Genomic DNA, 26,812 nt, shown 5'->3' with positions numbered 1-26,812 from the left:
GGAGGGAGTCTCAAGTGGCGAGTTTCCCACCTATGCTAAAGCTTCGGCGGGCAAGCAAGTTAACCCAGGAAAAATTACGAGTGACGCAATACGAATGACGAATGACGAATGACAAATAATGGCACCCATCTAACATCCATCATTTTCAAATAACCACATTGGCACATTGCCACATTAAACCCCCTTGCTCTTGCTGTATGCTGTATGCAGTTTCTCCTCCACCCATCCCAGAAAATCAAAATCCTCAAACGCCATTTTTTCAAATTCGTCTTTGGCGAGGGGTGCCAGCTTTTTCCGTAATGATTTGAATTGTTTCTGTTTCTCGGCCGGGGCAAGGGTCGGACTGAAAACACTCAGGTGTTCAAGTACAATTGGCTCGAATTTCAGTGTATATTTCCGGACCCGCAGGTAATTCCCGGTGGAGGTCAACAGCGATTGCAAAAGGTCCGTATTGTCGAGTTCATAGTGGATCACAAGTTGATGAATCCGTGCCAGCGCATAGAGGTCATTGCGCAACCGACCATAATTTCCATTGATAATTTCATAGTTCCACGACACGGCATCTTTGTACCGTCCATCACCCATATACAATCCACAAATGTTCATTTTCAGCACCACTTCGAAAGATCGGTCGATGTTACCTTTCATGTGGCTCAGGTACGCCTGCGTTTCCGACAACTGAACAAACTTCACGCCTTCTTTGAAAGTGCATGTATGTAAGTGATAATTGGTTTTTGTGACATAGTAGAACTGGTTCAACAGGTTGATCACATCTTTGGTCAGTTGCTTCTTGGGGATAAATTTCCGGACGGCTTCCATGTCCTTCAGCACGCTGTTCATCTCCGTGTATTTTCCCAGCTTGGCTGCAATTGATGCATACTGATGCAACAACATAAGGTAATTTTTAAGGAACAACCGGTCCCCGAAACGGTCCTTGTTTTGATGGTACTGCCCGATGCTACTGGCAATGATCTCATAGGCTTTCATCAGGTCTTTGTTCATCCAGAAATAGGTATGCAGTCCATGATGGATCTCCCGGGAATTATCGAAAGATGATGTCGATTTAGCCTGCAGCTTTTTAAACAAGGGCACGCTTTCTTTCAGCCGATCTTTGTCGGCCTTGGACCAACCCAGTCCGTGCACTTTGAACGCATTGTAGTTCGATTGGGCACTTTTGCTGAGCTCATGATGTCGCTGAAGGGCTTCCAGCACTTTTGCTTCCTCCTGATATGTTTCCAGAAACAAAGACTGGATGTTTTTATTCGCCTGCTGGTTCCAGTAGATGTCTCTTTCCATGTGCAGTATCGATAACAGAAAACGATGCTTCTCGTGCTTCCTCGCCAGAGTCCGTGCTTTGCGGCATGTGGCCAGGCTGAGGTCATACAGGGCCCGGCTGGAAAGCACTTCGATCTGCTGGAGGTACCCGAGCAACCGCATATCCACCGAAGTGGTGGAATGAAATTGCTGCAGGCTCTTCAGTATCTGTTTCTGCAAATAATACTTGGCCTCCGCCAGATGCGCTGCCAGCGATGTGTTTTTAAATACCTGGCGAATGACCCGTTCATCATACGCTTGTTGCTTATCAATCAGATCAAACAACTTCATGGTATTCTTGGTTTGCTCTCCTCCATGTGCTTTTACCTGTTTCCGGATGTACCCCTTCTCATTCCGAGTAAGGGAATGAATCAGGTCAAAAAGATGCTGGTTGCCTGCCATAATCCACTTTTAGAATATCATTTATACACATACTTTTCAAATCTAATTAAGGACAAATACTTCACTATGTCAAACTTTCTGACTATCATTTTATCTATATTACTTTTTCGTTTGGATTCTTTTCATGGATACTTTCGTATCTGTATAGCAGCGGTACCGGAACAGGTCAGATACAACCAAGGTTAGGGTGACCACGGCAACCATTCGAAGAGGGATCAAAGTTGCCGTAGCGTGCAGCCATACAGCCGCACCCTTGTTCCTGTTCAGCTTCATACATACTTGTAGAGTCGAGTCAGGCCCGGAGTGCCGGTCAGCTAAGGGTGGCAACTTAATGAGATGCGCACTTTGATAAGTGAAGTTGTTTTCCGCTTTAAGAAAGGACAATGCATTCCGGGCTGTGACTTGTAAACAACGATAAGTAAACCTTCAACCGAACAACCATGAAGCACCGCAACGAAAACATGATGCCGCCAGGAAAAGTCAACCGTTCCACGCATCACCCAATACCCCGGGGCCTTCCCGCCGGCGCATCCGCATAGTTCAGCGTATAGCCAACTCAACAACCATTACATCACTGCACCCGACAAGCTGAACTTTCACCAACCTGTGTGGTTGCCATTTTAGCGTCAAGGAAAGCGCCATAGGGTTGTAACGAAGGAACGGTGACACGCCAAGGTTGCCGTTCTTTTTTTAATTACGAATGACGAATGATGGCGCCCATCTAACATCCAACGTCTCACGTCTGCCATCCCATTTTCAAATTCTCTCATTGGCTCATTGCCACATTCACCCTTTTGTATTCCCACCGGAAAGCACTACTTTCCGTCCGGTTTCTCCCGCATGAAACATTACCCGTCGCTATGAAAAACTTCGCATACTTCACCCTGCTCGGTATGGCCATTGCAGTTGCCGGCTGTCAATCACAGGGCAACGAAGCCACCGATCCCCAACCCGATACCACCGCTATGGACCATACCGCCCAAGCCGAAGCACTGGCTCATAAATTCATCATCGCCGATACGCACATCGACGTGCCCTACCGACTCAGGGAAGAATGGGAAGATATTTCCAAACGCACGGAAAAAGGCGACTTCGATTACGAGCGATGCGTGACCGGCGGACTCGACGTGCCGTTCATGTCCATCTATATCCCTGCAGAACTCCAGGAAACCGGTGGTGCAAAAGCATTGGCCGATAGCCTGATCGACATGGTGGAAGGCTTTCAAAAAGACCATCCCGACAAGTTCAAGGTGGTGCAGTCTGTTTCCGAAGTGACCGAGAACGCCGGCCAGGGAAAAGTACTCCTCGCCATGGGCATGGAAAACGGTGCTGGCATTGAAGACAAAATCGAAAACCTGACGCACTTTTATCAACGTGGCATCCGCTACATCACCCTCACCCATTCCAAATCCAACCTCATCTGCGACTCATCCTACGACACCATTCATCAATATAGCGGCCTGAGTCCGTTCGGCGAGAAAGTGGTTGCTGAAATGAACCGCCTCGGCATCATGGTGGATATTTCCCATGTGGACGACAGCACCTTCTGGGACGTGATCCATATCGCCAAGGCACCGCCCATCGCATCACACTCTTCCTGCCGCAGCCTGGTGCCGGGCTTCGAACGCAACATGAGCGACGAGATGATCGCAGCGCTGGCCAAGGCCGGTGGCGTGGTACAGATCAACTTCGGATCATCCTTCATCACATCCGACTTCAATGAAGCCGGAAAACGGGTGAAGGAAAAAGTGAAAGCCTGGGCCATCGCCAACAACAAACCCGAACATTGCAAGGAAACCGATGAACTCCGCAAGCAATTCATGGAAGAAGAACATGTTCCCCTCGCCACTCTGCAGCAGGTGGTTGACCACATCGATCACGTGGTGAAAGTGGCGGGTATCGATCATGTGGGCATCGGATCGGATTACGACGGCGTGGGTCCCACCCTGCCGACCGGACTGGAAGACGTATCCAAATACCCCAACCTGATCAAAGAACTGCTGGACCGCGGTTATTCCGAAGACGACATTCAGAAGATCTGCTCGGGCAACATCCTGCGGGTGTGGAAAGCCGTTGAAGATTACGCTGCATCAACTGCAGCCACCGCCCAAAACAGGTGATGATCAAAACAGGCAGGATCTCCCCGGGACCGGCACTGGCCGCAGGGTCATTCCTGATCCTGTATGTCGGACTGGCATGGTTCAACCGGTTGAGCCGGGACGACTTCGCCCTGCTGGAACTCGTGAAATCCCGGGGCATTCTTCATGCTACCTGGTTGTTTTATAGCGACTGGAACGGTCGATGGATAGCCCTGCTTCAAAGTCACACATGGTTGGCTTTCTACAACCGGTATACCCTGCTGTTGTTCGCTATATCCCATCTTGCCATTGCATGGTGGGCGGTTCGCCGGATCCTGGTTTCCCTCCGGCTTTCAATCCCTCATCACAACTGGCTGGCCCTGATCTTCATCAACGGTTGGTTCCTGACCACACAGGGGGTGGGTGAATCCTGGTGGTGGGTCAGCACTTCCACCAGTTACATGAGCTCGCTGGTGGCCCTGCTCGTACTTACCTCTTGTTTGTTGCGAAAAAACAGCGGCACCCGGAATCTGGTATTGCCCCTTCTGTGTGCCTTGTACATCGGCGCTTCCAATGAAACGCTGGCCTTGCTGAGTATTGCCGCCATGGTAGCACTGGCATGGAAAAAGCCGGACCTGCGGCGTCAGCTCATCCCTGCATTGATTGTCATGGGAGGAGCTTTCGCTACACTGCTCGTTGCCCCCGGAAATATGCGTAGATCCGAACACCTGTCACCGTTCTCGCTGGATAAGGGAGTCCGCATGTGGCTGATCTCGGGGGGAAGGTTTTTTTTAAAGACGATACCCTTGCATGTGCTGTGGACTATTCTGGCAGCACTGCCCTTTTACGGTTACCTGCCACAAATTTCAACCAAACAACTGAAGCGCGTGGCAGGGGTATGGCTGATACTCGCATTGGTCATACCGGCTCCATCCGTACTGATCACAAGCGATGTGGCCCCCGACCGGGTGATGGCCCCCATGGGCCTCCTGACCCAGGTGTTTACAATTGTTGCCGTTATGTGGCTGAAAGGTCAATGGCCGGTGGTTGGTCAGAAGGCAGCTGTCATGTCCAGCTGGTTGCTATTATGCGGAAACATCCTGTGGATGGTGGTTCAGTTTCCGGTCGCTTCCACTTATGCAAATGCGGTGGATGCCAGGATGCAAAACCTGCACAACATAAGGAAGGCACCAGGTGAGGTAGTGACACTTGCCCCGCTGCCTCCTTCCGGCTGGTTGCTGAGCGCCGAGGTTTCTGTGGATAAAAACGATGATCTGAATCGACAGCTGAAGGAAGCATTGCATTTGCCGTTTGATGTGCGGGTGGAGTCTTTACAAGATTGAAGTGGTGGCGTACCTACGGCACGCACGCTTTCCTTCGGGATTATTTCGTCCACCCATGTATCGCTCCTAACGGAGCGAATGATCAGCTTCATTCAATGGTTTACCGCAATTGTTCTGTAGGAACAACACATTGGTAGAGATCATTTATCAAAAAAGGATGCGTGCCGTAGGTACGCCACAACCAACCAGAGGGCCACAAGCCAATATCAAACAACCATTAATCACCCTCCCAAACCCAAATTTGAGGAATTCCGAGATTTGTTTTAATTTCGCATTCCTCAAAACCCGAGCCCGGGTGGCGAAATTGGTAGACGCGCTAGTTTCAGGAGCTAGTGGTAGTGATACTGTGCTGGTTCGAGTCCAGTCCCGGGCACAAAGTGAACGGAAATCCCTTGCGAAAGCGAGGGATTTTTTTTGCGCAACAAAAAAGGCTGGGCGAGAAGTTTATCCCGTATGCGCTGGCTTGGAGCAAGGGCATACGGGAAGTCCAGTCCCGGGCACAAAAAGAAAAAGAGCGTTGGCAACTGCCAGGGCTCTTTTTCTTTTTCCCTCAAAACTCACACTGGATCGTTTCGAAAATCAAGTCCCGACTTACCTTAGCAAGTTTACACATCACTTTCATCCGATTTCCGATGGCAAAAATCAGGGCCCATCCGGCTTATAGCCAATGCGCTTGCGCGGGGTAGACGGAGGCGAAAGTAGCTTTCTCAAGGCATTTAGCACATTCTCTATTTTCTCCTCATGCTTGTCCACCCTGCGTCCTTGCTTTATCAACGTACGTTCCAGGGATACCATCTTTGCCAATACATCCTGTTGTGCTTCCAATATTTCCCGCATGCGTGTAAATATTCGAATGATGTGGATGTTGACCTGAATAGCGGTTTCACTGTGAAGCACACTGGAAAGCATGGCCACCCCTTGTTCGGTAAACACATACGGACTGTATTTGCTATGCTTACCCTTACCAGACTCTAAGGTCACAAATTGTGACCTTAGAGTCTGGTATTCATATAGCGTTAACTGAAACATGAAATCCGCAGGAAATCTTGACAGGTTCCGTTTCACTGCCTGGTTAAGTACTTTTGTTTCCACCCCATACATTTCGGCAAGGTGCCTGTCCATCATTACCTTTTTGCCTCTGATAATGTGAATTCTCTCTGTGATTTGTTGATCGGTTACCATAAGTACATTGATGTTCGAAGATCAATGTACATCATACACTGAAGGGGAACCAATACTACTGACTGTAACCAGAACAAGCTTATGTAGGAGAATCTATCCAACTTTATCACCGTTCAAAAAACATGAGCATTCACACCTTCAATTCACCACCGTCAGCACCACCGGATTCAGGTTCCTTCGCTCACCTCCCGGCCCCACAGCTTTGATGTTTTGAATCACAACAAGATCATCCTTGGCAAGGGAGCGAAATGCCGTTTTAACCTCGCCGGAAAACTTGTAATCTCCACGTACCTCCAATGCCCGTACACTTTTGCTTGGCACCATCACATCAAAATCCGTGACCACCCAACGTACCCCGGCATAGATGAAGTCATCCATCTCCGCTGCTACACCGGGATAAGCCAACAGGTTTGATTTACGCACCTTTCCCGTACTGATGCCCGTCACCCTTGCGATTGGATTGGGAACGGCTTTCACCCTGTAATCCATGCTGCCCATGTTGCGCATCTGTCCGTCGGGCATTTCCGCCATTACAGTAACCCTTGCAGTTGTTGCGCCGCGGTTCATTTTCACTTCATACTTACCGTCGCCTACCCTTTTCAATTGACCGTTGCCGTTCAATTGGGGCCTGATCTTATCTGCCGGCACACCAGGCACGGAAATGGAAACAGGGTTATCCAATCCGATGTAGAACACATTCATCGCATCCACCGACACCACCGCCTGGGGCGCGGCTACGTTGTAACTTCCGGAGAACGGAAACATGCGCTTCCCATCTTTGGTTTGCAACTCGATCAATCCCTTGTAAGCCTGCTGTCCCAGCGCATGGGCTGCAGCCGTGAAGCGACCGATACCGCCGTCAACAGGCACCGAATCATAACCGGGTAACATGCGGTAGTTACCCGAGGCGTCGGTTTCGTAGTCGCCGAGAAAGATCCTGGGCGATTGGGTGGTGTCGAAGGCGGCCAGGAAGATATCGGCCCGGAAGGAATCGCCGCGCAGCACATAGTTGCTGGGGGTGATCACCGTGCCGGCCACCTTATTGAACGGAATGTCTTCCCCGCTGATGTTCTGCTTGAGGTCGTTGATCACGTCAAACTCCACGTTGCGCACATCGTTCTGGATCTTTGACAGCATGGTAACAACGGCCACCAATGGCAGGTCTTCGAAATGTTCCTGTTCCCAGGTCATGCTTCCTTTGTTGGGATCCGGTTCAGGATCGGGGGTGGCGAGGTTTTCCTTCACGGCACGCAACAACGCTTCGTGGTCTGGGGGGATCATGGAAAAGGCAAACGCCCTGAAAGCATCCATCCGTTGGCGGAGCGTTTCGCCTTTCTTTTCAAAGATCATCACCTGGGAAGGGATGTCCAGGTTGTCTTTCGACTGGATGTCATCCATCTTGTAGGTGGGCCCGTCGGCTTTCGCAACGATTTCCTTTTTCAATGCTTCAATGAACGCATGCAACTCATCGGCCTGCTGCTTCACCTCGTACGCCTTGTCGCGAAAAGGCTTGGCACGTGCCATCATGCTTGCCTGCCGGTCGAACTCCGCGTACAATGCCGCATTCTTTTCCTGAAAGTTCTCTGTTGTTTTGCCCAGGCTCTTATCTACCAACACAAACGCGTCCAACACTTCCTTGGCCACGTTCAGGGCCAGCAGGGCGGTCAGCACCAGGTACATCATCCCGATCATCTTCTGGCGCGGGGAAAGTTTCTTTTCAGCCATCTCCTTGGGTTTTATGCAGCGTCAACTGCAGGTTTGATGGTCATAATACAGGGGGGATGGAAAAGGAACGGAAGGGGATAAAGAGTAAAGAAGTAAAGGGGTAAAGGGGTAAAGGGGTAAAGAAGTAAGGGGTAAAGGTTGGCTGGTCGCCTATCCAATAACTCATGCAATCGGGAAAATGTGTGTCAATTACTTACAGAGCGCTGAACTGAATCAATTGATATCATAATTTTACCGACATGGATCTGTTGGAATTGAAAATTTATCAGCTTGCTTTGGACATGGGACGTTGTATTTGGAATATCGCAATCCAATGGAAAGATTTTGAAAAACACACCATGGGAAGCCAGATCATTCGATCAGCGGATTCGATTGCTGCCAATATCAGTGAAGGGTTCGGCAGATATCATTATTTGGACAAACAGCGGTTTTACTATTATGCAAGGGGTTCTTTATACGAAACCATGACATGGATGACCAAAGCTCATGAGCGGAAACTGGTAAACCAAGTCACCTTCGATCAATTCATGGATAATTATGAGCAGCTAAAAATCAAACTGCACAATTTCATTCGCATTACCTGCAAAACACCCACCGGAAGATCTTAACCAAAGAAGCAACCCTATTCCTCCACCTCCTCTCTTACCTCCTTACTTCTTTACCCCCTTACTTCTTTACCCCCTTACCCCCTCCAGGTACGTCTGCAAAATAATCACCGCACTCACCTTGTCCACCAGGGCTTTGTCTTGTCGCTGTGATTTTTTTGCACCGGCGGAAAGAATGGCGGCGGTGGCCATTTTGGAAGTAAAACGCTCATCCACCAGATTAACGGGAATTTGGGGAAAGGATTTCTCCAGCAGCTTCATACAATCGGCCACGCCCTTGCTGCTGTGGGTTTCGCTTCCGTCCAGGCGTTTGGGTTCGCCCAGCACGAAACGTTCGACCTCCTCGGAAGCCAGGTATTTTTTCAGAAACGGGATGAGTTCATTGGACGGAATGGTGTCCAACGGATTGGCGATCATCTGCAGCGGATCGGTGACCGCGAGACCGGTGCGTTTCAATCCGTAATCGATGGCGAGGATGCGAGACATGGTACAAAGGTAGTGATTGCCCGCAAGCCGATATGCGGCTAATGCAAAACAACCTTCACCGTCTGTGCGCGACTACCTGACCCTATTTTCAACCAGTAAGCACCGGCTTTCACTTCCGAAAGATCGAGGACATTTCCATCATACCGTTGCCGATTCACGAGTTTGCCCTGTACATCATATAGTCGAATGTCTGTTCCGAAATCAACATCCCCCTGCAACCAAATCTCACCGCTGGTTGGTACAGGGAAGACGGTAATACCATTCTTCTGCCCGGGAACATTATCCACACCCACCATGGTTTCCTCCCACCTGGCCACATAATTCACCGCTCCTCCACCGGCATTGGCAAACTCTCCTCCGGCGTATAACACACCCTGCTGATCCACGGCCAGGGCACGACATGAATTGCTGAATCCAACACCCGAACCCACCCATTCGCTTCCCGACCACCGGGTGATGTACTTTACCGCCAGTCCGGAGATCGCATAAAACGAACCTCCGGCGAACACAGTACCGGAACTATCCATACCCAATGCATAGGTATGCTGCTGATACCCCAGACCGCTTGCCATGGTATGCCACGCGTTGCCGTCCCATCGGCCGATCGAGCTGGTGCTGATGCTATCCACCATCGTGAAAATACCCGCTGCATACAGGTTGCCATCCGAACCGGCCAACAGAGATTCGCAGTCGTCATTCAAACCATACCCAAGGGCAGACCATGTTGTATCTGCCGGATTCCACCTGGCAATGTAAGCTGCCGGTTGGTTGCCTGCCTGCGTGAACCTGCCACCGGCATAAACCATGCCCTGCCGGTCAATGGCAATTGCATTGCACACGTCATCCAGCCCACCCCCGAGGGAAGTCCATGAAACACCATCCCATTTGGCAATTCGGTTGGCGGTATTGCCACCGGCCGTTGTGAATGTGCCGCATGCATACAGCTGGCCCGACGCATCCAACTTGATATCATAACACCATCCTCCCAATCCGTTGCCCAGCGCCGACCAGGTGTTACCGTCCCACTTGGCAATGTAGTTCACATCTATTCCACCTGCCTTTGCAAAGGTGCCACCGGCATACACATTGCCGCTGTCATCCACTGCAATGGCATAGCACCATCCGTTAACGCCATCCCCCAGCGCCGACCAGTTGGCTCCGTCCCAGCGTGCAATGTTGGCTGCACCAATACCACCGGCATCGGAAAAGCTGCCACCGGCGTACACGATGCTACCTGCCCCACATGCCAACGAAAGACACTTATCGTTCAGGCCGCCACCGAGGGCCGCCCACTGCCCACCCTGTCCTTTCACATCAGAAATAGCAAGAACAATACAGATCAGGGAAAAGAAACAGCATACCCGATTTTTCATGGTTTGAAAGTTAAATCCTAAAAACATCTCGCTTATTTCGTCCGCACAACCCCTGACCGGGGTGGCTGTCCACACACCAACGGAGGCCCAAAGGTAACGGGTCTTCGGTCCAATCACAAGGCGTTTGACAGTAATCCCTATTTTTGCAACCTTAACCCATAAGTATATACCATTTTGCAACAGTTACAATCCATCATCGAAGCGGCCTGGGACAACCGGGAACTACTGGCAAAGGAAGAAACACGCCAGGCCATTCAAAGCGTTATTGAACATCTCGACAAAGGAAATCTGCGAGTGGCCGAACCGAAAGGCAGTGACTGGCAGGTCAACGAATGGATCAAGAAAGCGGTGATCCTTTACTTTCCCATCCGTGAGAACAAAACCATGCAGGCCGGCCCGTTGGAATTCCACGACAAGCTTGACCTGAAGACCGGTTACAAGGAACTGGGGGTACGTGTGGTGCCTCATGCCGTGGCCCGTTATGGTGCTTATGTCTCCAAGGGAGTGATCATGATGCCTTCTTATGTGAATATAGGTGCGTATGTAGATGAAGGCAGCATGGTGGATACCTGGGCAACCGTCGGATCCTGCGCGCAGATCGGAAAGAACGTTCACCTCAGCGGCGGCGTTGGCATCGGCGGTGTGCTTGAACCCGTACAGGCCGCCCCCGTGATCATCGAAGATAACGCCTTCATCGGTTCACGTTGCATCGTGGTGGAAGGCGTGCGCGTGCAGAAAGAAGCGGTGCTGGGTGCCAATGTGGTGCTGACCGCCTCCACCAAAATCATCGACGTGACGGGCGACAAACCCGTTGAGTATAAAGGCCTGGTGCCTGCCCGTTCGGTGGTGATCCCGGGCTCATACACCAAGAAGTTTGCTGCGGGCGAATACCAGGTTTCATGCGCATTGATCATCGGGCAACGCAAAGAAAGCACCGACAAGAAAACCTCGCTGAACTCGGCGTTAAGGGAATACGATGTGGCCGTGTAAATAATTAATAATTAGGAATTAGGGATTAGGAATTGAAAACAAACGTGTTCCATGTACCATACAACCATGGTTTTGATTTCTGATGTCACTCCACAAACTCATGAACCAGACGTCTTCATAACAATGGACATTCCTAATTTCTAATTCCTAATTTCTAATTGTATTGCGCTCCTACCTCATCATACAAACCGCTTTCATAGGCGATGTGATCCTGGCCACTTCGGTGGCGGAGGCGTTGCATGCCGCTTTCCCGGAAGCCATGATCGACATGGTTGTGCGCAAAGGAAATGAAGGTCTGCTGGAAGAACACCCGTTCATCCGCAAGGTGTATGTGTGGGATAAGAAACAAGCGAAGTTCCGCTCACTCGCGCGCACCATCCGGGAGATCCGCAAAACACGATACGATCGGGTGATCAACCTGCAGCGGTTCCTGTCAAGCGGCATCATGACCCTGAGGGCACGCACAGATTCGCGGGCAGGCTTCGACAAGAATCCATTGTCTTTCACCTTCAGTACCCGAATTCATCATGTGATCGGCGACGGCAGGCATGAAACCGAACGCAACCATGCCCTGATCAGCGATCTGACCGGACCGGAAGTGAGCAAGCCCAAACTCTATATCAACGAGGAACACCTGCAGGAAGTAGCCCCGCTGAAGAAACACCCCTACCTGTGCATGGCCCCCGCCAGCGTATGGTTCACCAAGCAACTGCCGGCCGAGCAATGGATCCGGCTGATCCGTGCATGCAACCCGAAAACCATTATTTACATGCTCGGGGCACCATCGGATGCGGCCCTGTGCGATGAGATCATCCGCAAGAGCGGTCACAACAACCTGGTGAACATGGCCGGCAAACTCAGCTTCCTGGGATCCGCAGCCCTGATGCATGACGCAGAGATGAACTATGTAAATGACTCCGCCCCGCTCCACCTCGCGTCGGCAGTGAATGCACGTGTCACATCGTTCTTCTGTTCCACAACACCGCGGTTCGGCTTCGGACCGCTGTCAACCTATTCCATCATTGCCGAGGCCACACCCCAGCCCGAATGCAAGCCCTGCGGATTGCACGGACTTGGCAAATGTCCGAAGAAGCACTTCAGGTGCGCACTCGACATACCCGTTGCCCAATTCGCCTTTACCGCATGAGCCAACATTACCATATCGAACAGGAAGTTGAAAAAGCGCTGCCCGTGCTCCAAAAAGGCGGCACGATTCTGTACCCCACCGACACCATCTGGGGCATCGGGTGTGACGCCACACAGGAAGATGCCGTAAAAAAGATCTATCGCATCAAGCAACGGCAGGATTCCAAAAGCCTCATCACACTGGTGGATTCCATTGACATGCTGAGGGATTACCTGACCCTGCTTCCGCCCGGAACCGAAGCGCTGATGGCCCAGGCCAAACGCCCCCTCACCATCATTTACCCGGATGCAAAAGGACTCGCACCCAACGTCATCTCGCCTGACGGAAGCGCAGCCATCCGTGTTGTGCGCCACCCGTTTTGCCAGGCTTTGGTGCGCGCCCTCGGAAAACCATTGGTTTCCACGTCAGCAAACCTGAGCGGCCAACCCAGTCCGATGTCTTACGGGGAGATACATCCCGCCATTTTGGTGGGTGTGGATTATGTGATAAATTTGCCCTCCGGTCTTGAGGACACCAAACCATCAACCATTATCAAAATTGACGCACTGGGACAACAAACTCTTATCAGGCCCTGAAATTGCCGTGTTGAAATCATTCACAGATCAACTCACCCACCCTGTATTCAATACCATCTCGGACATCGCCTCAGAAAAAGATCAGCAGGCGTACGTGATCGGTGGGTTCGTGCGTGACCTGTTGCTCAAACGTCCGTGCAAGGATATCGACGTGGTGGTGACCGGCAGTGGAATTGAACTGGCAAAGGAAGTTTCCAAACGTGACGGGGAAAGTTCCCTGGTGAGCGTGTTCAAGAATTTCGGCACCGCCATGATCAACTATGGCGATGTGGAAATCGAGTTCGTGGGCGCCCGGAAGGAATCCTACCGAAAGAACTCCCGCAAACCCATCGTGGAAGACGGCACCCTGGAAGACGACCAGCGCCGGAGGGACTTCACCATCAACGCCCTTGCCATCAGCCTCAACAAAGACGACTTCGGCACCCTGGTGGACCCGTTTGACGGCCTGAAAGACCTGAAGAAAAAACTGATCCGCACCCCACTCGATCCTTTCCAAACCTATTCTGACGACCCGCTGCGCATGCTTCGGGCCATCCGCTTCTCCAGCCAGCTCGGGTTCGAAATTGAACAGGCATCGTACGAAGCTATTTCGGGAATGAAGGACCGCATCACCATCGTTTCCGCCGAACGCATCGCCGATGAGCTCAACAAGATCGTGTTGTCACCCATTCCTTCCGTAGGTTTCAAACACCTCTTCAACACCGGACTACTGGCCATCATCTTCCCCGAAATGCAGGAATTGCAGGGCGTGCAGACCGTGGGAAACATGAGCCACAAAGACAACTTCTACCATACCCTCCAGGTGCTGGACAACGTGGCCAAAACCAGCGACAACCTATGGCTGCGCTGGGCCGCCATCCTCCATGACATCGCCAAACCCGCCACCCAGCGTTTTGAGCCCGGACGCGGATGGACATTTCACGGACACGAAGACCGCGGTGCACGCATGGTGCCCGGCATCTTCCGCCGCCTGAAACTGCCCCTGAACGACAAAATGAAGTATGTGCAGAAACTGGTCAGGCTGCACCTTCGTCCCATTGCACTGGTAGACGGGCAGGTAACCGACTCCGCCGTACGCCGCCTGCTGTTTGAAGCCGGTGACGACATCGACGACCTGATGGACCTGTGCGAAGCCGACGTGACCTCCAAGAACAAAGTGCGGGTGCGCAGGTACCTCGACAACTTTGCGCTTGTGCGGGAAAAGCTGAAAGAGGTGGAAGAAAGCGACCGCATCCGGAACTGGCAACCACCCATCAGCGGGGAAGAGATCATCGAAACGTTCAACATCCCCCCCAGCAAACCAGTGGGTGACATCAAGAACGCCATCCGCGAAGCCATCCTGGAAGGCGATATCCCCAACAACTACGAAAGCGCCCACCGGCTGATGCTGGAACTCGGCGAGAAGATGGGATTGAAAGTTGGGAAGAAGTAGATATCAGACGATAGACCGCCGGAATCTCCCGCCTCTCCACCCGGCAAAATACATCGAAACGAATATGGGCACAGATTGCAAATCCGCGCCAGCTGCACAGCGAATAACCAATAACTAACAACCAATAACCAACCACAAACTTAACATCGTGCCCCACCTCATCATCATCGGCGGCCCCACCGCCTCAGGCAAAACCGCCGTTGCGGTGGAGGCGGCGCGCTTACTGAAAACCGAATTGGTAAACGCGGATTCAAGGCAGGTGTATAAGGAAATGTTCATCGGTACCGCACGCCCAACAGAAGAGGAGCTGAAAGGCATATCATGTCACCTCACGGGCCACCGGTCCATCCACACCCCATACACCACGGCCGATTTCGAACAGGAAGCCCTGAATGCCATCTCTTCCCTCCACAAAGAACATGAACATGTAGTGATGGCAGGCGGCACCGGACTTTACATCCAGGCCATATGCGACGGGCTGGATCCCATGCCTGACGTGCCTGAAACCATTCGGGAAGACATTCAGCACCAACTCGAAACAGAGGGTATCGAATCTCTGCAAAAAGAATTGCTGGAAAAAGATCCGGTCTACCATGCACAGGTAGATCTCCAAAACCCGAGGCGCCTGATCCGCGCCCTGGAAGTTTGCCGTGCATCAGGTAAACCGTATTCATCCTTTCGAAAAAAGACAACCACGGAACGTCCATTCCGTATCACACGTATCGCGCTGCTTGCAGACCGCGAGGAATTGTATCAACGGATTGATCAAAGGGTGAACGCAATGATGGAAAAAGGACTGCTGAACGAAGCCGAATCGCTGTTTGAATACCGGACATTGCCGGCGGTAAATACCATCGGATACCGCGAACTTTTCCTGCACCTCGAGGGGCACTGCTCCCTGGATGAGGCCGTGGAAAAGATCAAACTCAACACCCGCCACTACGCCAAACGACAAATGACCTGGTTCAGGAACGATGGCCGGTTCACATGGATGTATGCCGATGAAGTGATGCAGCGATTGGAAAGTTAATGACGCGGACGAGGACGTCAGCGTCAGCACGGGACGCGGACGAGGGCGTTTGCGTCAGCATCTGCGAAGTGCACGAAACCTCCCTTCCAAACTGACTAACGACTGATTTACCCGCCGAAGCTTTAGCGAAGGAGGGCGACCAAAGACTAACAACACTTGATCAACAACTACCTGCAACTGGACCGGAACACCCTGCGCGTGATCGCTGCACAGTTCTTTCTGCAGCTGATCAACGTGTCGTTTCTTGCCGTGTTGTTGATCTATATGACAAAGGAGGGCTACGCCGATCATGAAAGCGCCGGGTATTATTCTTACCGGTACCTGGGTGTATTGCTGTTCGCATTGCCGGTGGGTATCCTGATCCGCAACACACGGCTCAAACCCTTCCTCGTTGCGCCGGGCATCATGGTTCCCACCTGTTCCCTTGTGATGCTGTATGCCATCCATGCACACATATCGTGGTTGCTGTATATCGGCACCTTCTGCTGGGGCATGTTCTTCACCTTCGTGCAAGTCACCGCCCTCCCCTACATCCTCCGCAATACACATCCATCGTATCGCAGTGAGGCCTTTGCCCTGAGCTACAGCACCTGGAGCCTGAGCGGTATCCTGGGCGGCTCCCTGATCGCGTCACTCCACGCCATCAACCCGGACATGTTCACCGAACGCAGCATCCTCACCCTGCTGTCGTGTCTGGGTTTTCTAAGCCTATACTTCGCTTTGCGCGTTACCAAAGACAACGGACCGGAAGCGGACGTACCCAAAACCTTTCACTGGAAACAGTACGACTGGCACCTGATCGGTCGGGGCATGCTCCCGACTCTCTTGATCGCCACGGGTGCAGGACTCACCATGCAATTCATCAGCCTGTTTTTCTATAACGTTCACCAGGTAGACTCATACCCGTTCGCTACTTTACAAGCGGTAGCGCTGATACTGGTCTTCATCAGCATCATCATCGTACCCTCCATCAAACGCAACCTGGGGTACCGTACAGCCATCACCACCACCCAATCCCTGGCAGTGGGCGCATTGGTTGTGTTGGCCACCACCGAATATTATGCCGGTACTTCCATCGCACTGTACATTGCTTTCGGTGCCTACCTGATTCGTCAACCCCTCATGAACATGTCAAACCCCATGGCATCCGAACTTGTGATGAACTACGTGGGTAAGAAAAACCAGGAGATCATCAGTGCACTTACTTCTGCAACGTGGAACGGCTCATGGTACATCAGCGCCATCCTGTTCAAGTTCATGCGGATGCATGGTGTGCCCTATGTGCATATCCTGCTGACAACAGCCGGGCTCTACCTGATTGGAATTTTCCTGTACCACAAGCTGATCAATGCGTACGAAGCCAGCGAACAAACCCGGCTTAGCAATACGCTTTGAAACAGCACCGTCAGCGCCTTCAAAGTGCCGCTGAATCATACGACCGTGTGACCGCAGGACTAAATACTAAAGACTTACGACTAAAGACTACCTATATAAAGGTTACCTTCGAAAAAATTTTACGCCATGAAACGATTGTTGCTGTTGAGCAATTCAACCATGCCGGGTGAGCCTTTCTTCACCTGGCCGCGCGAAGAACTTATCGGTTTTCTGAAGGATGGCGGTCCGGTTGCCTTCGTTCCCTATGCCGGCATCTCGCTTGGCTTCGACCTGTATTACGACCTTGTGAAACGCATGCTCGACCAGGTAGGCCTGACCTCCTTTTCACTCCACCAGGAAAAAGATCCGGTTGCGGCCCTGAACAACGCCGGTGCGATCATGACCGGCGGCGGCAATACATTCTGCCTTGTGAAAACACTGCATGAACAAGGCCTGGTGAAGGCCATCCGTGAAAAGGTACTGAACGGGATACCTTACGTGGGATGGAGCGCCGGCGCCAATATGGCCGGGCCCACGATGAAAACCACCAATGATATGCCGATCGTGCAACCCGCCTCGTTCGATGCCTTCAACCTCATTCCTTACCAGATCAACCCGCACTACACCGAAGCCACACTGCCCAACCAAGGTGGAGAGAGCCGGCTGGACCGACTGAAAGAATTTGCAATCATGAACCCCGGGGTTCCGGTGGCCTGTCTGCCGGAGGGGAGCCTGCTGCATGTGGAGGGCGACACGATCACCGTCAAGGGAAAAGCCATTCGGTTGCTAACCGCACCCGAAGTGATCAAAGACATTGCATCCGGAAGTACCCTTCCCGCCCAAACAGCATCCCCGGCATGAGCAGGAAGACTTTCAATCTGAGCGCCGGCGTTGGTTTGTTTGCTTTTATCCTCGCTGAACATTTTATGGGTTGGGATATCGGTGTATACAGCAGCATCGCTACCACCGGCCTGCTGCTCGCCACAATCATCGTGACCAATTACCAGGGGTTCCGGAGCGGCACGCAAACTGATATGCGGGAAATCTTCAAGAACGGCCTGCGGGCATCACTAACCATCGGGCTGTTCGCAGCAGCGGGAACAGTGATCGTTCACAAATGGCTTCATCCGGAATTCCTGGAAAAGATCATTACCGAAACACGGGAAGTCATGACGAAGGAAGGACAGAATGAAGAAGCCATTGCCAACGCCATCGCCCTGAAAAGAAAAATGTTCTCACCCTTTGTTCTGTCAGCCACTACACTTTTCCGTGTGTTGTTTATAGGCGGACTTATATCCCTGATGACCACGGCAGTGTTTGTGGTGTTAAAGCGAAAGATTTAAAGTTAGTTGCAAGTCGTAAGTCTTTAGTCCTTAGTCCTAATCTCGCACAGGCATACGATGCAATTGGACTTTGACCGTGCGGGCGGGAACGTTTTTACCCATGCAATATGTCTCTGCGTTCCGATTACTAAGGACTAAAGACTTACGACTTACGACTATAATAACGCACCAGTCCTTCCATCGGATCACGGATCACTTCCCCCAGGCGAACCCCCTCAAGGCCGGCTGCTTCTTCCAGAACCGGTTTGAAATGAAAGGCCACGGAACCTACACATCCGAGTGACAACTCCCGCCATACCTCGTGCTTTTTCACGATGCGTTGCAGGAACAACCGGAAGGAGGTCAGCACCAGGTCATGCACAAATGCATCATGCAGGTGGTTGTGCAGGAACGGACAAAAAGACGCGAGAAAGGCATTGGCGTTGGGTTCGATGTACACCTTCCGGAGCACCGTTTCCTTGTCGACCTGGGTTTCTTTTAAAAACCGGGCAGCGAGATCGGCCGGGGCCTCTCCGTAAAGCACAGCCCTGATCCATTGCTTGCCGATGTATGCGCCGCTGCCCTCATCACCCAAAACATACCCAAGGGAAGGGACATGGCTGTACACCTCATCACCATCGTAATAGGCAGCATTGGAGCCGGTTCCCAAAATCGCCACCATGCCGGGGTCGTTGCCGCATACGGAACGCGCCACACCCAACATGTCATGCAATACCTGAATGGATGCATCGGGAAAGACTGCAGACAGATGTCGGTTTACCTTGGCAATACGTTCTGCACTGCTGCAAGCGGCGCCGTAAAAGATCACCTGGCCGGCTGAATCGGTTCCGAGCGCGGGCAGAACCTCGGTTGTCAGGGTATGCTGAAGCGCTTCATCGCTATGCACCAGCGGATGCATCCCTCCTGAAAAAAAGGAACGCGAAACACCATCGGAACCCAGCAAACACCAGTGTGTTTTGGTTCCGCCGCTGTCGGCAAGCAGGATCATGTTTGAATGGATCAGGCGCCCGCTTCAGAAGCGGCAAGTGCAGCATTGAGTTTACCCACCTCCTGGTCGATCCAGTACAGTCCTTTCGCATCGGTACCGATGATATCGATCTTGTCGAGGACGGTGCGGAACAGCTTCTCCTCTTCATGCTGCTCGGCCACGTACCATTGCAGGAAGTTATGGGTGGAATAGTCGCGCTCCTTCAGGCACATGTCCACCAATTTATTGATCGCAGTGGTTACCGCGATTTCGTGCTTGAGCACGGTCTGGAACACAGCTTTGATGTCAGAGAAATTGGCTGTTTGTTTTTTGATGGCAGGAACCGCTGCATCACCACCGGCATCATTGATGTAGTGGATGAGTCGCAGCATGTGATCTTTTTCTTCTTCAAAATGGCGGTAGAGGAATGCGGCGCAGCCTTCCAGGCTTTTGCCTTCACACCATGAAGCCATGGCGAGATAAAAGAATGCGGCTTCAGCCTCGTTGCCTACCTGGTCGTTCAGGGCTTTTTCTATTTTTTTTGAAAGCATGGATTCAGGAATTTGGTTTGAACAAAGGTAGTAAGATGAGTGGCAAGTCTCAAGTGGCGAGTTACAAGTTGTATGTCTTTAGCTTTCGGTCACAGGAGGTTTGGACTTTAGACAATAGACTTGAGATGTTGACTTGAGCCGGGCAGCCCGTTGAACCACGTACCTGCCTGCCGTTGCGCCGGCCCATGTATCGGCAGGCTGGGGCATATAGAGTAAAAAGGTGGTTCAATAGACAGGCAGACGAGTCACGGAAAATGAGAAACGATCATAAAAAACGGTGGTGCTTAAGTTAAGTTGGGCAAGGCAAAACACCGCCCAATCTTACTTCCCCAAGTTTAAGCATGTATTTGGCTCCCATTGCATTTGTAATCAGCGTAACTTGAATTGGGGCGGGGATTGGTGCACCCCGAGCCGAATCTTAAGTCGCAAGTCTAACATCTATCACCCAACATCAAACCTCTAATAACCAATAACCAATAACCAACAACTAAGAACCAACAACTAACATCCTATCTTTACCCCATGAAAAAAGAAGAACGCTTCCGTCATGTGCTCGACTATTTCAGCAAACACAACCCCGACGCGGAAACCGAGCTGCTTTACGACAACCCCTTCTCGCTTCTCGTAGCCGTAATTTTGTCGGCACAGTGTACAGACAAACGCGTGAACATGGTCACCCCTGAGTTACTGAAAGCATTCCCCACCCCGCAATCCATGTCAGGGGTGGATGCCGAAACCGTATTCCCCTACATCAAAAGCATCAGCTACCCGAACAACAAGGCCAAGCACCTGGTGGGCATGTCGCGCATGCTGGTGGATGATTTCGGCGGACAGGTACCTTCCGACCTCAAAGACCTGCAAAAACTTCCGGGCGTGGGAAGGAAAACCGCCAACGTGATAGCATCTGTCGTGTTCGATCAACCGGCCATGGCCGTGGATACGCATGTGTTCCGCGTGGCAGCCCGCATCGGACTCACTACCCGCGCCAAAACACCGCTGGAAACCGAAAAACAACTGGTGAAGCACATCCCCGAACACCAGCTCGCCGTAGCCCACCACTGGCTCATTCTGCATGGCAGGTACATCTGCATTGCCCGCAACCCCAAGTGCGACCAGTGCGGCATCAGGAAGTGGTGTAAGTTTTATGAGACAATAGATATTAGACGGTAGACTTTAGATGTTAGACTTTAGATGGGTGCCATCATTCGTCTTTCGTAATTATTTCCCGGGTTGACTTGCCTGCCCGCCGAAGCTTTAGCGTAGGTGGGAGACTCGCAACTTGAGACTTACGACTCAATTCCATTTGACCAGTTCGTCAAGGATTAATACATTTGCGCTTATTTATAATCAATCTAAATAAGTACGATCACCTGTGGCTAAATCTCCCAAGATCCGGATCCTGCTGGCCGACGACCAGTTCCTGACCCGCAAAGGACTTGCCGCATTGATTGCCGAACAGGGCAACCTGGAAGTGGTGGGTGAAGCTTCCACCACCCAGGATCTGTACAAACAAACACTGATCCAGCATCCCCATGTGATCATCATCAATTACAACGATGAATCCTTCAGCCTGGAAGACATCACCGGCCTGAAGAAGATCGCACCCGAAACCCATTTCCTCGCCATCACCCCCGATCAGTCACAGCATGTCCTCCAGGATGCCATCGATGCCGGCATCAACGGCCACATCCTCAAACGCTGTTCACGGGAAGAGATCCTGGAGGCCATTTCAGCCACGGCGGTCGGAGAAAAGTTCTTCTGCAGCAAGGTGGTCGACACCCTCATGCAACCCGCCCGCCACGAGCCTTCCACCACAAAAACCTCCGGCGCCACCTGCGACCCGGTGAACCTGTCGGAACGTGAACTGGAGATCATCCGCATGGTGGCCGCCAGCCTCACCAACAAGGAAATCGCCGACAAGCTGTTTATCAGTCCGCACACCGTTACCACCCACCGCAAGAACATCATGTCCAAACTGGGCCTGAGCAATACGGCCGGACTGGTGATGTTCGCCGTGAAGAACAACATTGTGGTGGGATGAGTTCAGTGGTAAGTCGTAAGTCTTTAGTCGTTAGCTAAAAACGAACCACGAACAACTACCAATCGGTTTTGATTCCGTCGCCGACGTTGGCGCGGACGTCCACGTCCGTGTCACCGCGTCTAAAACAACAAACTTCAACCCAATCCTACCACCGCAAGTTTCAGCATGGGTTTGGCTCACTTTGCATGTTCAAACGCCGTAACTCGAACCGGGTGGGGATTGGTGTGCCCCGGGGAATAGTCGAATGCTATTGGTCAGTAGTCTATGGTCCAACATCTCAAGTCTAACATCCAACCCAAAAAACGAACCATCCGCCTGCGCTTCTGCTCCACCGGAATAATTGAATTCTACCACCGCGAAAGCTCCGGGTGGCACGGATAACCACAAACTAGTAACCACAAACAAGAAACTTTATACTTTTACAGCCCCAACGGGATTTCAATGCCAATTCAACCGACATGTACCCAAGCATAACCGATTTACTACGAGACCTCCTGGGCATCAACATCCCGCTGCCCATACAAACCTTCGGCTTCTTTGTGGCCGTTGCATTCCTTATCGCCTCGTGGTTTCTCTCAAAAGAATTAAAACGCATGGAATTGCTCGGCTGGATGAAACCCACCCATACCAAAGTCATGGTAGGCTTACCCGTCACCACCGGTGAACTTGTTGGGGCCGGCATACTCGGGTTTTTGCTGGGATACAAACTCATCTATGCCGCATTTCATTACAGTCAACTGGTGGATGATCCACAGGGAATCATCCTATCGACCACGGGAAGCTGGTTGGGCGGACTGGCAGCTGCAGCGTTCGCCGTGTGGATGAAGAAACGCGAAAAGGACAAACAAAAACTCGCCAAGCCCCAGGAGAAAACCGTCACCATGCAGCCGCACGAACTCGTCGGAACCATGACCCTTTGGGCAGCTGCCGGCGGCATCATCGGTGCCAAGGTGTTCGACATCCTGGAAGACCCCAGCCAGTTCATGATAGACCCTATCCACACGTTGCTTTCATTCAGCGGACTTACCTTCTATGGCGGACTGATCGTGGGTGCTTATGCCGTGATCCGCTTTGCCAGGAAGTTCAACATCCCCATCCTGCGCCTGACCGACGCTGCCGCCCCGCCCCTCATGCTGGCCTATGGAATCGGTCGCATCGGCTGCCAGATGGCCGGCGACGGCGACTGGGGCATCACAAACCCTGCGCCCAAACCCGGATGGATGTCGTTCCTGCCCGACTGGATGTGGTCATTCACCTACCCGCACAACGTCATCAACCACGGAGAACCCATTGCCGGTTGCGTGGGTAAATATTGCTCGGAGCTCCCCGTTCCGGTTTACCCAACTCCCTTCTATGAATGCGTGATGGCCATCGGCCTGTTCATCTTCCTGTGGAGCATCCGCAAGCGCTTCACACAGCCCGGCGTGATGTTCTCGCTGTACCTGCTGGTGAACGGACTGGAACGTTTCTTCATCGAGAAAATCAGGGTCAACAACACCTACCACATTGCCGGTATGGACATCACCCAGGCCGAAATCATATCCTTCTGCCTCATCCTTCTGGGCATCGCCGGGTTGATCTATTTCAAACGAAACAAACACGCAACCCATGCTACCTCTTGATGCCATCATCGAAGGAATGATCAGCGCTGCCAAAGAAGCGGGCGCCTACCTGAAATCGATGCAACTGCGCGTACGCGATCTGGAGGTGGAAACCAAGAGCCTGAACAGCTTTGTCACCGAAGCCGACAAGACCTCAGAGGCCATGCTCATCCAACGCCTGGAAGCACTCGTACCCGAAGCAGGGTTCATCGCAGAAGAAGGCACCAAATCCGATCAGGGCCAACGCCACCGCTGGATCATCGACCCACTGGACGGTACCACCAACTTCATCCACGGACTTCCCTCCTACTGCATCAGCCTGGCACTGGCAGATGGCGATCGCCTCCTGGCTGGCGTGATCTATGAACCCAACCTCGACGAGTGTTTCCATGCACATGCCGATGGCCCGGCATTCCTCAACGGAAAACCCATCCGCGTTTCCAAAGCACAAACCGCCAAGGATTCCCTGCTGGCCACCGGCTTCCCCTACCATGATTACGGTAAGATGCAAGCCTACCTGGATGTGCTCGGCCACCTGATGCAAAACACCCACGGCTTGCGCAGGTGGGGATCGGCTGCCATCGACCTGGCCTACGTGGCCTGCGGTCGTTTCGATGCGTTCTACGAATACGGATTACAACCATGGGACGTAGCCGCCGGCGCACTGATCGTGCAACAAGCAGGAGGGAAAGTCAGCACTTTTTCAGGCGGTAATGACTTCGTTTTCGGACAAGAGATCCTGGCCAGCAATGGCCATACCCATGCCGAACTGCTGGATGCCATATGTTCGCGCTTTCCGGTAAACCTCCGCCCGGACTGAAGACCTGCATCCGTTTTCTTATCTTTAAAGCAATCATGAACCTCACCATGCGACGACTGCTTTTCATTCTGATGATGGGCCTGCTGACCATTCCCGCCACAGCCGGCAACCCCAAACTCGTGTATCAGTTCGACATCAAGGAGATGATCGCCCCGGCCATGTGGCGTCAGACCCAACAGGCATTTGACGAAGCCGAGCAGATGAAGGCCGATGTGATCCTGATCCATATGAACACCTACGGCGGCATGGTACTGGATGCAGATTCCATCCGCAGCCGCATCCTGCGATGCAACATTCCGGTGTACGTTTTTATAGACAACAATGCCGCTTCCGCAGGAGCACTCATATCAATCGCCTGCGACAGCATTTTCATGGCCCCGGGTGCCAGCATAGGTGCCGCCACGGTGGTGAACGAAAGCGGCGAAAAAATGCCCGATAAATACCAGTCGTACATGCGCTCCACGATGCGTTCCACCGCACAGGCGCAGGGACGTGACCCCAGGATCGCGGAAGCCATGGTGGATGAGAGCGTGGTCATACCTGGCCTGATCGACTCGCTGCATGTGCTTACCTTCTCAACCGAAGAAGCCATCGCCAACCACTTCTGTGAAGGCAAGGCCAACAACATTGATGAAGCATTGAAACTTGCAGGAATCAGCAATTACACGATTTCAACCTACAAGGAATCCGCCGTTGACATGATCATTGCATTTCTCCTCAACCCTTACCTGAGCAGCATCCTCATCATGATTATCATCGGGGGCATCTACTTTGAGCTGCAAACACCGGGTGTGGGCTTCCCCCTGATTGCAAGCATCATTGCAGCCACCCTTTACTTTGCTCCGCATTACCTGGATGGATTGGCCGAAAACTGGGAGATTCTGGTCTTTGCCGTGGGTTGCATTCTGTTGTTGCTGGAGATTTTTGTGATACCGGGTTTCGGAGTGGCTGGTATCACTGGCATCATCTGTATCGTGGGAGGACTGACCCTGAGCCTGGTTGACAACAACGGGTTCGATTTTCACTTTGTGGAAATGAATGATGTGGTCCGATCGCTGTCCCTCGTATTGATCTCCCTGTTCGCATCCATTGCCGGATCCCTGTTCCTCGGTAGCCGGTTGCTTCAGGGCAACGGCATGTTCCGGCATGTGGTGCTGCAGACAGACTCAGGATCTCTGCGCACCCAATGGCAAAACAATGCCGACAGCGAACAAAGGTTGATCGGAAAAACCGCTGTTGCAGCAACCGTACTGAGACCTTCCGGTAAAGTGGAAATAGACGGCGACATCTATGATGCCGTAGCACAGGTGGGATTTGTTGAAAAAGGAAAGGAAGTCAGGGTGGTAGATTATCAGGCCGGGCAACTGGTGGTGATCTAGGCCGGCTGTCCGAGATCGTCACCCGGTAACCAGGCAGCTGTCCAGGCCCATACCACGTCTTCTCCCCTGGGAACAATGATGCGGATTTTCTGCAAGAGGGCCATCAGGTTGTCAATCAATTCACTGATGGCTTCCCATGGACTTGGAGGCAGTTCTCCCAACGCATACAGGTTGTACTCTCCCATCCGCAGGTCGTCAGGCAGATCGGCCAGATCATCAATCAAACACAGGTGTTTTCCCATGGCGGATGCGAGCGACGGAAGCACTTCTCCTTCCACCCCATCGAGCAAGATTGCGGTTTCACATAGTGCCTGGAAAGGCAATACGCTGTTCTGGATTTTCAGTTCACGAATGGTCATGCTGTCATGGCTTTGCGACTTCTTCATCTGGCCGAGTTTCACCTGTACATCAAGCATGGCAGACAAGGTTCTGCTGAGGTTTTCAAGTGCCCGGGTATTTCGGTGACGTTCTACGGCTTCGTGCACGTAACGTTTGAAAGTACGAATCAGCTGGAACGCACTGATCAGTGGCAGATCCGATCCTTCAGGTGGAGTTGGAAGATCGGCATTCAGGATGTTCTCCTGCAGAAAAATCGTTTCGATGACGAGGTCACGATGCGGAGACTCGTCAATGAGATCATCGAGCAGGGCCACAAGTGTATTCAGAATGGCGCCACCTTTGGCAGACGCCGGCAATTCGAATCCTGCCTCATCGGGATCTTTTCCGATGGCCAGGAAGGCAACGTCCATTCCCATGGCGCCTGCATATGCATACTTACTGAGCCACCAGGGACCGTCGGATGCTGTGGGCCGGTTGCGTTGATGAAGTTCAGCCCCCCAGATTTCCCTGCCATGTGTACACCATAGATAGTTGCTTCTCACAACAGACTTTGACAAGATGTTGCGGTTGGTCCAATGGTTATCAATCCCCAGCCTTTCGGCGAAGTGTTGCCGGAAACCCTGCAACACGGTTTGTCGGAACCGTTGCATGTTTGTGTGTTGTTGAGAAGTGACAAAGGCAGACCTCATGGCAAAGTCCAGTTGTTTCATTTGTT

The 26,812-nt window shown here is 52.1% G+C and carries 24 protein-coding genes and 1 tRNA gene; 17 read left to right on the top strand and 8 right to left on the bottom strand.

All coding sequences use genetic code 11. From position 1 onward, the window contains the following. Window positions 1-174: 174 nt before the first annotated feature. The gene (locus H6585_11580) at window positions 175-1,716 is read right to left on the bottom strand and encodes a hypothetical protein (GenBank protein MCB9448974.1); all 1,542 of its coding nucleotides are present in this window, start codon (window positions 1,714-1,716) and stop codon (window positions 175-177) included. Window positions 1,717-2,576: 860 nt separating this feature from the next. Here H6585_11580 and H6585_11575 point away from each other — a divergent pair. From H6585_11575 to H6585_11565, 3 genes are all read left to right on the top strand, one after another. Continuing rightward, window positions 2,577-3,836 (top strand): membrane dipeptidase, encoded by a 1,260-nt coding sequence (locus tag H6585_11575; protein ID MCB9448973.1) that lies wholly within the window; start codon window positions 2,577-2,579, stop codon window positions 3,834-3,836. Then, window positions 3,833-5,137: a hypothetical protein gene (locus H6585_11570; GenBank protein MCB9448972.1), complete on the top strand. Its 1,305-nt coding sequence runs from the start codon at window positions 3,833-3,835 to the stop codon at window positions 5,135-5,137. Before H6585_11575 ends, H6585_11570 begins: the two co-directional genes overlap by 4 nt. Window positions 5,138-5,426: 289 nt before the next feature. Then, a tRNA-Leu gene (locus H6585_11565) sits at window positions 5,427-5,510 on the top strand. Window positions 5,511-5,779: 269 nt separating this feature from the next. Here H6585_11565 and H6585_11560 read toward each other — a convergent pair. Further along, entirely contained in the window at window positions 5,780-6,319 is a 540-nt protein-coding gene (locus tag H6585_11560) for an ORF6N domain-containing protein (GenBank protein ID MCB9448971.1), read from the bottom strand. Window positions 6,320-6,457: 138 nt separating this feature from the next. Beyond that, window positions 6,458-8,044: a gliding motility protein GldM gene (gldM, locus tag H6585_11555; GenBank protein MCB9448970.1), complete on the bottom strand. Its 1,587-nt coding sequence runs from the start codon at window positions 8,042-8,044 to the stop codon at window positions 6,458-6,460. Window positions 8,045-8,283: 239 nt separating this feature from the next. On the opposite strand from gldM, the gene H6585_11550 reads away from it, so the two are divergent. Next, a complete protein-coding gene (locus H6585_11550) occupies window positions 8,284-8,652 on the top strand; it encodes a four helix bundle protein (GenBank protein ID MCB9448969.1) in 369 nt (122 codons plus the stop codon). 66 nt (window positions 8,653-8,718) lie between these two features. Here H6585_11550 and ruvX read toward each other — a convergent pair whose 3' ends face one another. After that, window positions 8,719-9,135 (bottom strand): Holliday junction resolvase RuvX, encoded by a 417-nt coding sequence (gene ruvX, locus H6585_11545; GenBank protein MCB9448968.1) that lies wholly within the window; start codon window positions 9,133-9,135, stop codon window positions 8,719-8,721. Between the two features lie 38 nt (window positions 9,136-9,173). Then, on the bottom strand, window positions 9,174-10,508 hold the full coding sequence (locus H6585_11540; GenBank protein ID MCB9448967.1) for a T9SS type A sorting domain-containing protein: 1,335 nt from the start codon (window positions 10,506-10,508) through the stop codon (window positions 9,174-9,176). Window positions 10,509-10,682: 174 nt separating this feature from the next. Here H6585_11540 and H6585_11535 point away from each other — a divergent pair, with 174 nt between their 5' ends. From H6585_11535 to H6585_11500, 8 genes are all read left to right on the top strand, one after another. After that, complete coding sequence (locus H6585_11535; protein MCB9448966.1) at window positions 10,683-11,498, top strand: 2,3,4,5-tetrahydropyridine-2,6-dicarboxylate N-succinyltransferase; 816 nt, start codon at window positions 10,683-10,685, stop codon at window positions 11,496-11,498. 163 nt (window positions 11,499-11,661) lie between these two features. After that, entirely contained in the window at window positions 11,662-12,645 is a 984-nt protein-coding gene (locus tag H6585_11530) for a glycosyltransferase family 9 protein (GenBank protein ID MCB9448965.1), read from the top strand. Continuing rightward, the gene (locus H6585_11525; protein MCB9448964.1) at window positions 12,642-13,220 is read left to right on the top strand and encodes a threonylcarbamoyl-AMP synthase; all 579 of its coding nucleotides are present in this window, start codon (window positions 12,642-12,644) and stop codon (window positions 13,218-13,220) included. The genes H6585_11530 and H6585_11525 overlap by 4 nt, the downstream gene beginning before the upstream one ends. Before the next feature lies 1 nt (window position 13,221). Continuing rightward, entirely contained in the window at window positions 13,222-14,652 is a 1,431-nt protein-coding gene (locus H6585_11520; GenBank protein ID MCB9448963.1) for an HD domain-containing protein, read from the top strand. Window positions 14,653-14,800: 148 nt separating this feature from the next. Then, window positions 14,801-15,682, top strand: a complete 882-nt coding sequence (miaA, locus tag H6585_11515) for a tRNA (adenosine(37)-N6)-dimethylallyltransferase MiaA (GenBank protein MCB9448962.1) — start codon at window positions 14,801-14,803, stop codon at window positions 15,680-15,682. 156 nt (window positions 15,683-15,838) lie between these two features. Beyond that, the gene (locus H6585_11510; protein MCB9448961.1) at window positions 15,839-17,077 is read left to right on the top strand and encodes an MFS transporter; all 1,239 of its coding nucleotides are present in this window, start codon (window positions 15,839-15,841) and stop codon (window positions 17,075-17,077) included. A 126-nt stretch (window positions 17,078-17,203) separates the two neighbouring features. After that, complete coding sequence (pepE, locus tag H6585_11505; GenBank protein MCB9448960.1) at window positions 17,204-17,917, top strand: dipeptidase PepE; 714 nt, start codon at window positions 17,204-17,206, stop codon at window positions 17,915-17,917. Then, a complete protein-coding gene (locus H6585_11500; protein ID MCB9448959.1) occupies window positions 17,914-18,399 on the top strand; it encodes a DUF4199 domain-containing protein in 486 nt (161 codons plus the stop codon). Before pepE ends, H6585_11500 begins: the two co-directional genes overlap by 4 nt. Window positions 18,400-18,541: 142 nt before the next feature. Here the strand turns inward: H6585_11500 and H6585_11495 are convergent, their stop codons facing one another. Together H6585_11495 and H6585_11490 are read right to left on the bottom strand one after the other, a co-directional pair. Continuing rightward, window positions 18,542-19,387 carry an ATPase gene (locus H6585_11495; protein MCB9448958.1) on the bottom strand — a complete coding sequence of 282 codons (846 nt, stop codon included), beginning with the start codon at window positions 19,385-19,387 and terminating at the stop codon, window positions 18,542-18,544. 11 nt (window positions 19,388-19,398) lie between these two features. Next, window positions 19,399-19,917, bottom strand: coding sequence for a ferritin (locus tag H6585_11490; GenBank protein MCB9448957.1), 519 nt, complete (start codon window positions 19,915-19,917; stop codon window positions 19,399-19,401). 522 nt (window positions 19,918-20,439) lie between these two features. Here H6585_11490 and nth point away from each other — a divergent pair. The 5 genes from nth (at window position 20,440) to H6585_11465 (ending at window position 25,758) form a co-directional block, all read left to right on the top strand. Beyond that, window positions 20,440-21,087 (top strand): endonuclease III, encoded by a 648-nt coding sequence (nth, locus tag H6585_11485; GenBank protein ID MCB9448956.1) that lies wholly within the window; start codon window positions 20,440-20,442, stop codon window positions 21,085-21,087. Window positions 21,088-21,289: 202 nt separating this feature from the next. Beyond that, window positions 21,290-21,958: a response regulator transcription factor gene (locus tag H6585_11480; GenBank protein MCB9448955.1), complete on the top strand. Its 669-nt coding sequence runs from the start codon at window positions 21,290-21,292 to the stop codon at window positions 21,956-21,958. Window positions 21,959-22,416: 458 nt separating this feature from the next. Beyond that, window positions 22,417-23,580 carry a prolipoprotein diacylglyceryl transferase gene (locus tag H6585_11475; GenBank protein ID MCB9448954.1) on the top strand — a complete coding sequence of 388 codons (1,164 nt, stop codon included), beginning with the start codon at window positions 22,417-22,419 and terminating at the stop codon, window positions 23,578-23,580. After that, the gene (locus H6585_11470; GenBank protein ID MCB9448953.1) at window positions 23,567-24,379 is read left to right on the top strand and encodes an inositol monophosphatase; all 813 of its coding nucleotides are present in this window, start codon (window positions 23,567-23,569) and stop codon (window positions 24,377-24,379) included. The genes H6585_11475 and H6585_11470 overlap by 14 nt, the downstream gene beginning before the upstream one ends. Before the next feature lie 47 nt (window positions 24,380-24,426). Continuing rightward, a complete protein-coding gene (locus H6585_11465) occupies window positions 24,427-25,758 on the top strand; it encodes a nodulation protein NfeD (GenBank protein ID MCB9448952.1) in 1,332 nt (443 codons plus the stop codon). Here the strand turns inward: H6585_11465 and H6585_11460 are convergent. Then, window positions 25,755-26,807, bottom strand: a complete 1,053-nt coding sequence (locus H6585_11460) for a hypothetical protein (protein ID MCB9448951.1) — start codon at window positions 26,805-26,807, stop codon at window positions 25,755-25,757. The genes H6585_11465 and H6585_11460 overlap by 4 nt on opposite strands. Between the last annotated feature and the right edge of the window lie 5 nt (window positions 26,808-26,812).

Source organism: Flavobacteriales bacterium (assembly GCA_020635855.1).
Lineage (GTDB): Bacteria > Bacteroidota > Bacteroidia > JACJYZ01 > JACJYZ01 > JACJYZ01.
This window is presented reverse-complemented; position numbering and strand designations above follow the sequence as displayed.

Coding starts and splice junctions, on each gene's coding strand:
- H6585_11580 (MCB9448974.1), bottom strand. CDS start 1,716: ATGGCAGGCAACCAGCATCTTTTTGACCTGATTCATTCCCTTACTCGG.
- H6585_11575 (MCB9448973.1), top strand. CDS start 2,577: ATGAAAAACTTCGCATACTTCACCCTGCTCGGTATGGCCATTGCAGTT.
- H6585_11560 (MCB9448971.1), bottom strand. CDS start 6,319: ATGGTAACCGATCAACAAATCACAGAGAGAATTCACATTATCAGAGGC.
- gldM (MCB9448970.1), bottom strand. CDS start 8,044: ATGGCTGAAAAGAAACTTTCCCCGCGCCAGAAGATGATCGGGATGATG.
- H6585_11550 (MCB9448969.1), top strand. CDS start 8,284: ATGGATCTGTTGGAATTGAAAATTTATCAGCTTGCTTTGGACATGGGA.
- ruvX (MCB9448968.1), bottom strand. CDS start 9,135: ATGTCTCGCATCCTCGCCATCGATTACGGATTGAAACGCACCGGTCTC.
- H6585_11540 (MCB9448967.1), bottom strand. CDS start 10,508: ATGAAAAATCGGGTATGCTGTTTCTTTTCCCTGATCTGTATTGTTCTT.
- H6585_11525 (MCB9448964.1), top strand. CDS start 12,642: ATGAGCCAACATTACCATATCGAACAGGAAGTTGAAAAAGCGCTGCCC.
- pepE (MCB9448960.1), top strand. CDS start 17,204: ATGAAACGATTGTTGCTGTTGAGCAATTCAACCATGCCGGGTGAGCCT.
- H6585_11500 (MCB9448959.1), top strand. CDS start 17,914: ATGAGCAGGAAGACTTTCAATCTGAGCGCCGGCGTTGGTTTGTTTGCT.
- H6585_11495 (MCB9448958.1), bottom strand. CDS start 19,387: ATGATCCTGCTTGCCGACAGCGGCGGAACCAAAACACACTGGTGTTTG.
- H6585_11490 (MCB9448957.1), bottom strand. CDS start 19,917: ATGCTTTCAAAAAAAATAGAAAAAGCCCTGAACGACCAGGTAGGCAAC.
- nth (MCB9448956.1), top strand. CDS start 20,440: ATGAAAAAAGAAGAACGCTTCCGTCATGTGCTCGACTATTTCAGCAAA.
- H6585_11475 (MCB9448954.1), top strand. CDS start 22,417: ATGTACCCAAGCATAACCGATTTACTACGAGACCTCCTGGGCATCAAC.
- H6585_11470 (MCB9448953.1), top strand. CDS start 23,567: ATGCTACCTCTTGATGCCATCATCGAAGGAATGATCAGCGCTGCCAAA.
- H6585_11465 (MCB9448952.1), top strand. CDS start 24,427: ATGCGACGACTGCTTTTCATTCTGATGATGGGCCTGCTGACCATTCCC.
- H6585_11460 (MCB9448951.1), bottom strand. CDS start 26,807: ATGAAACAACTGGACTTTGCCATGAGGTCTGCCTTTGTCACTTCTCAA.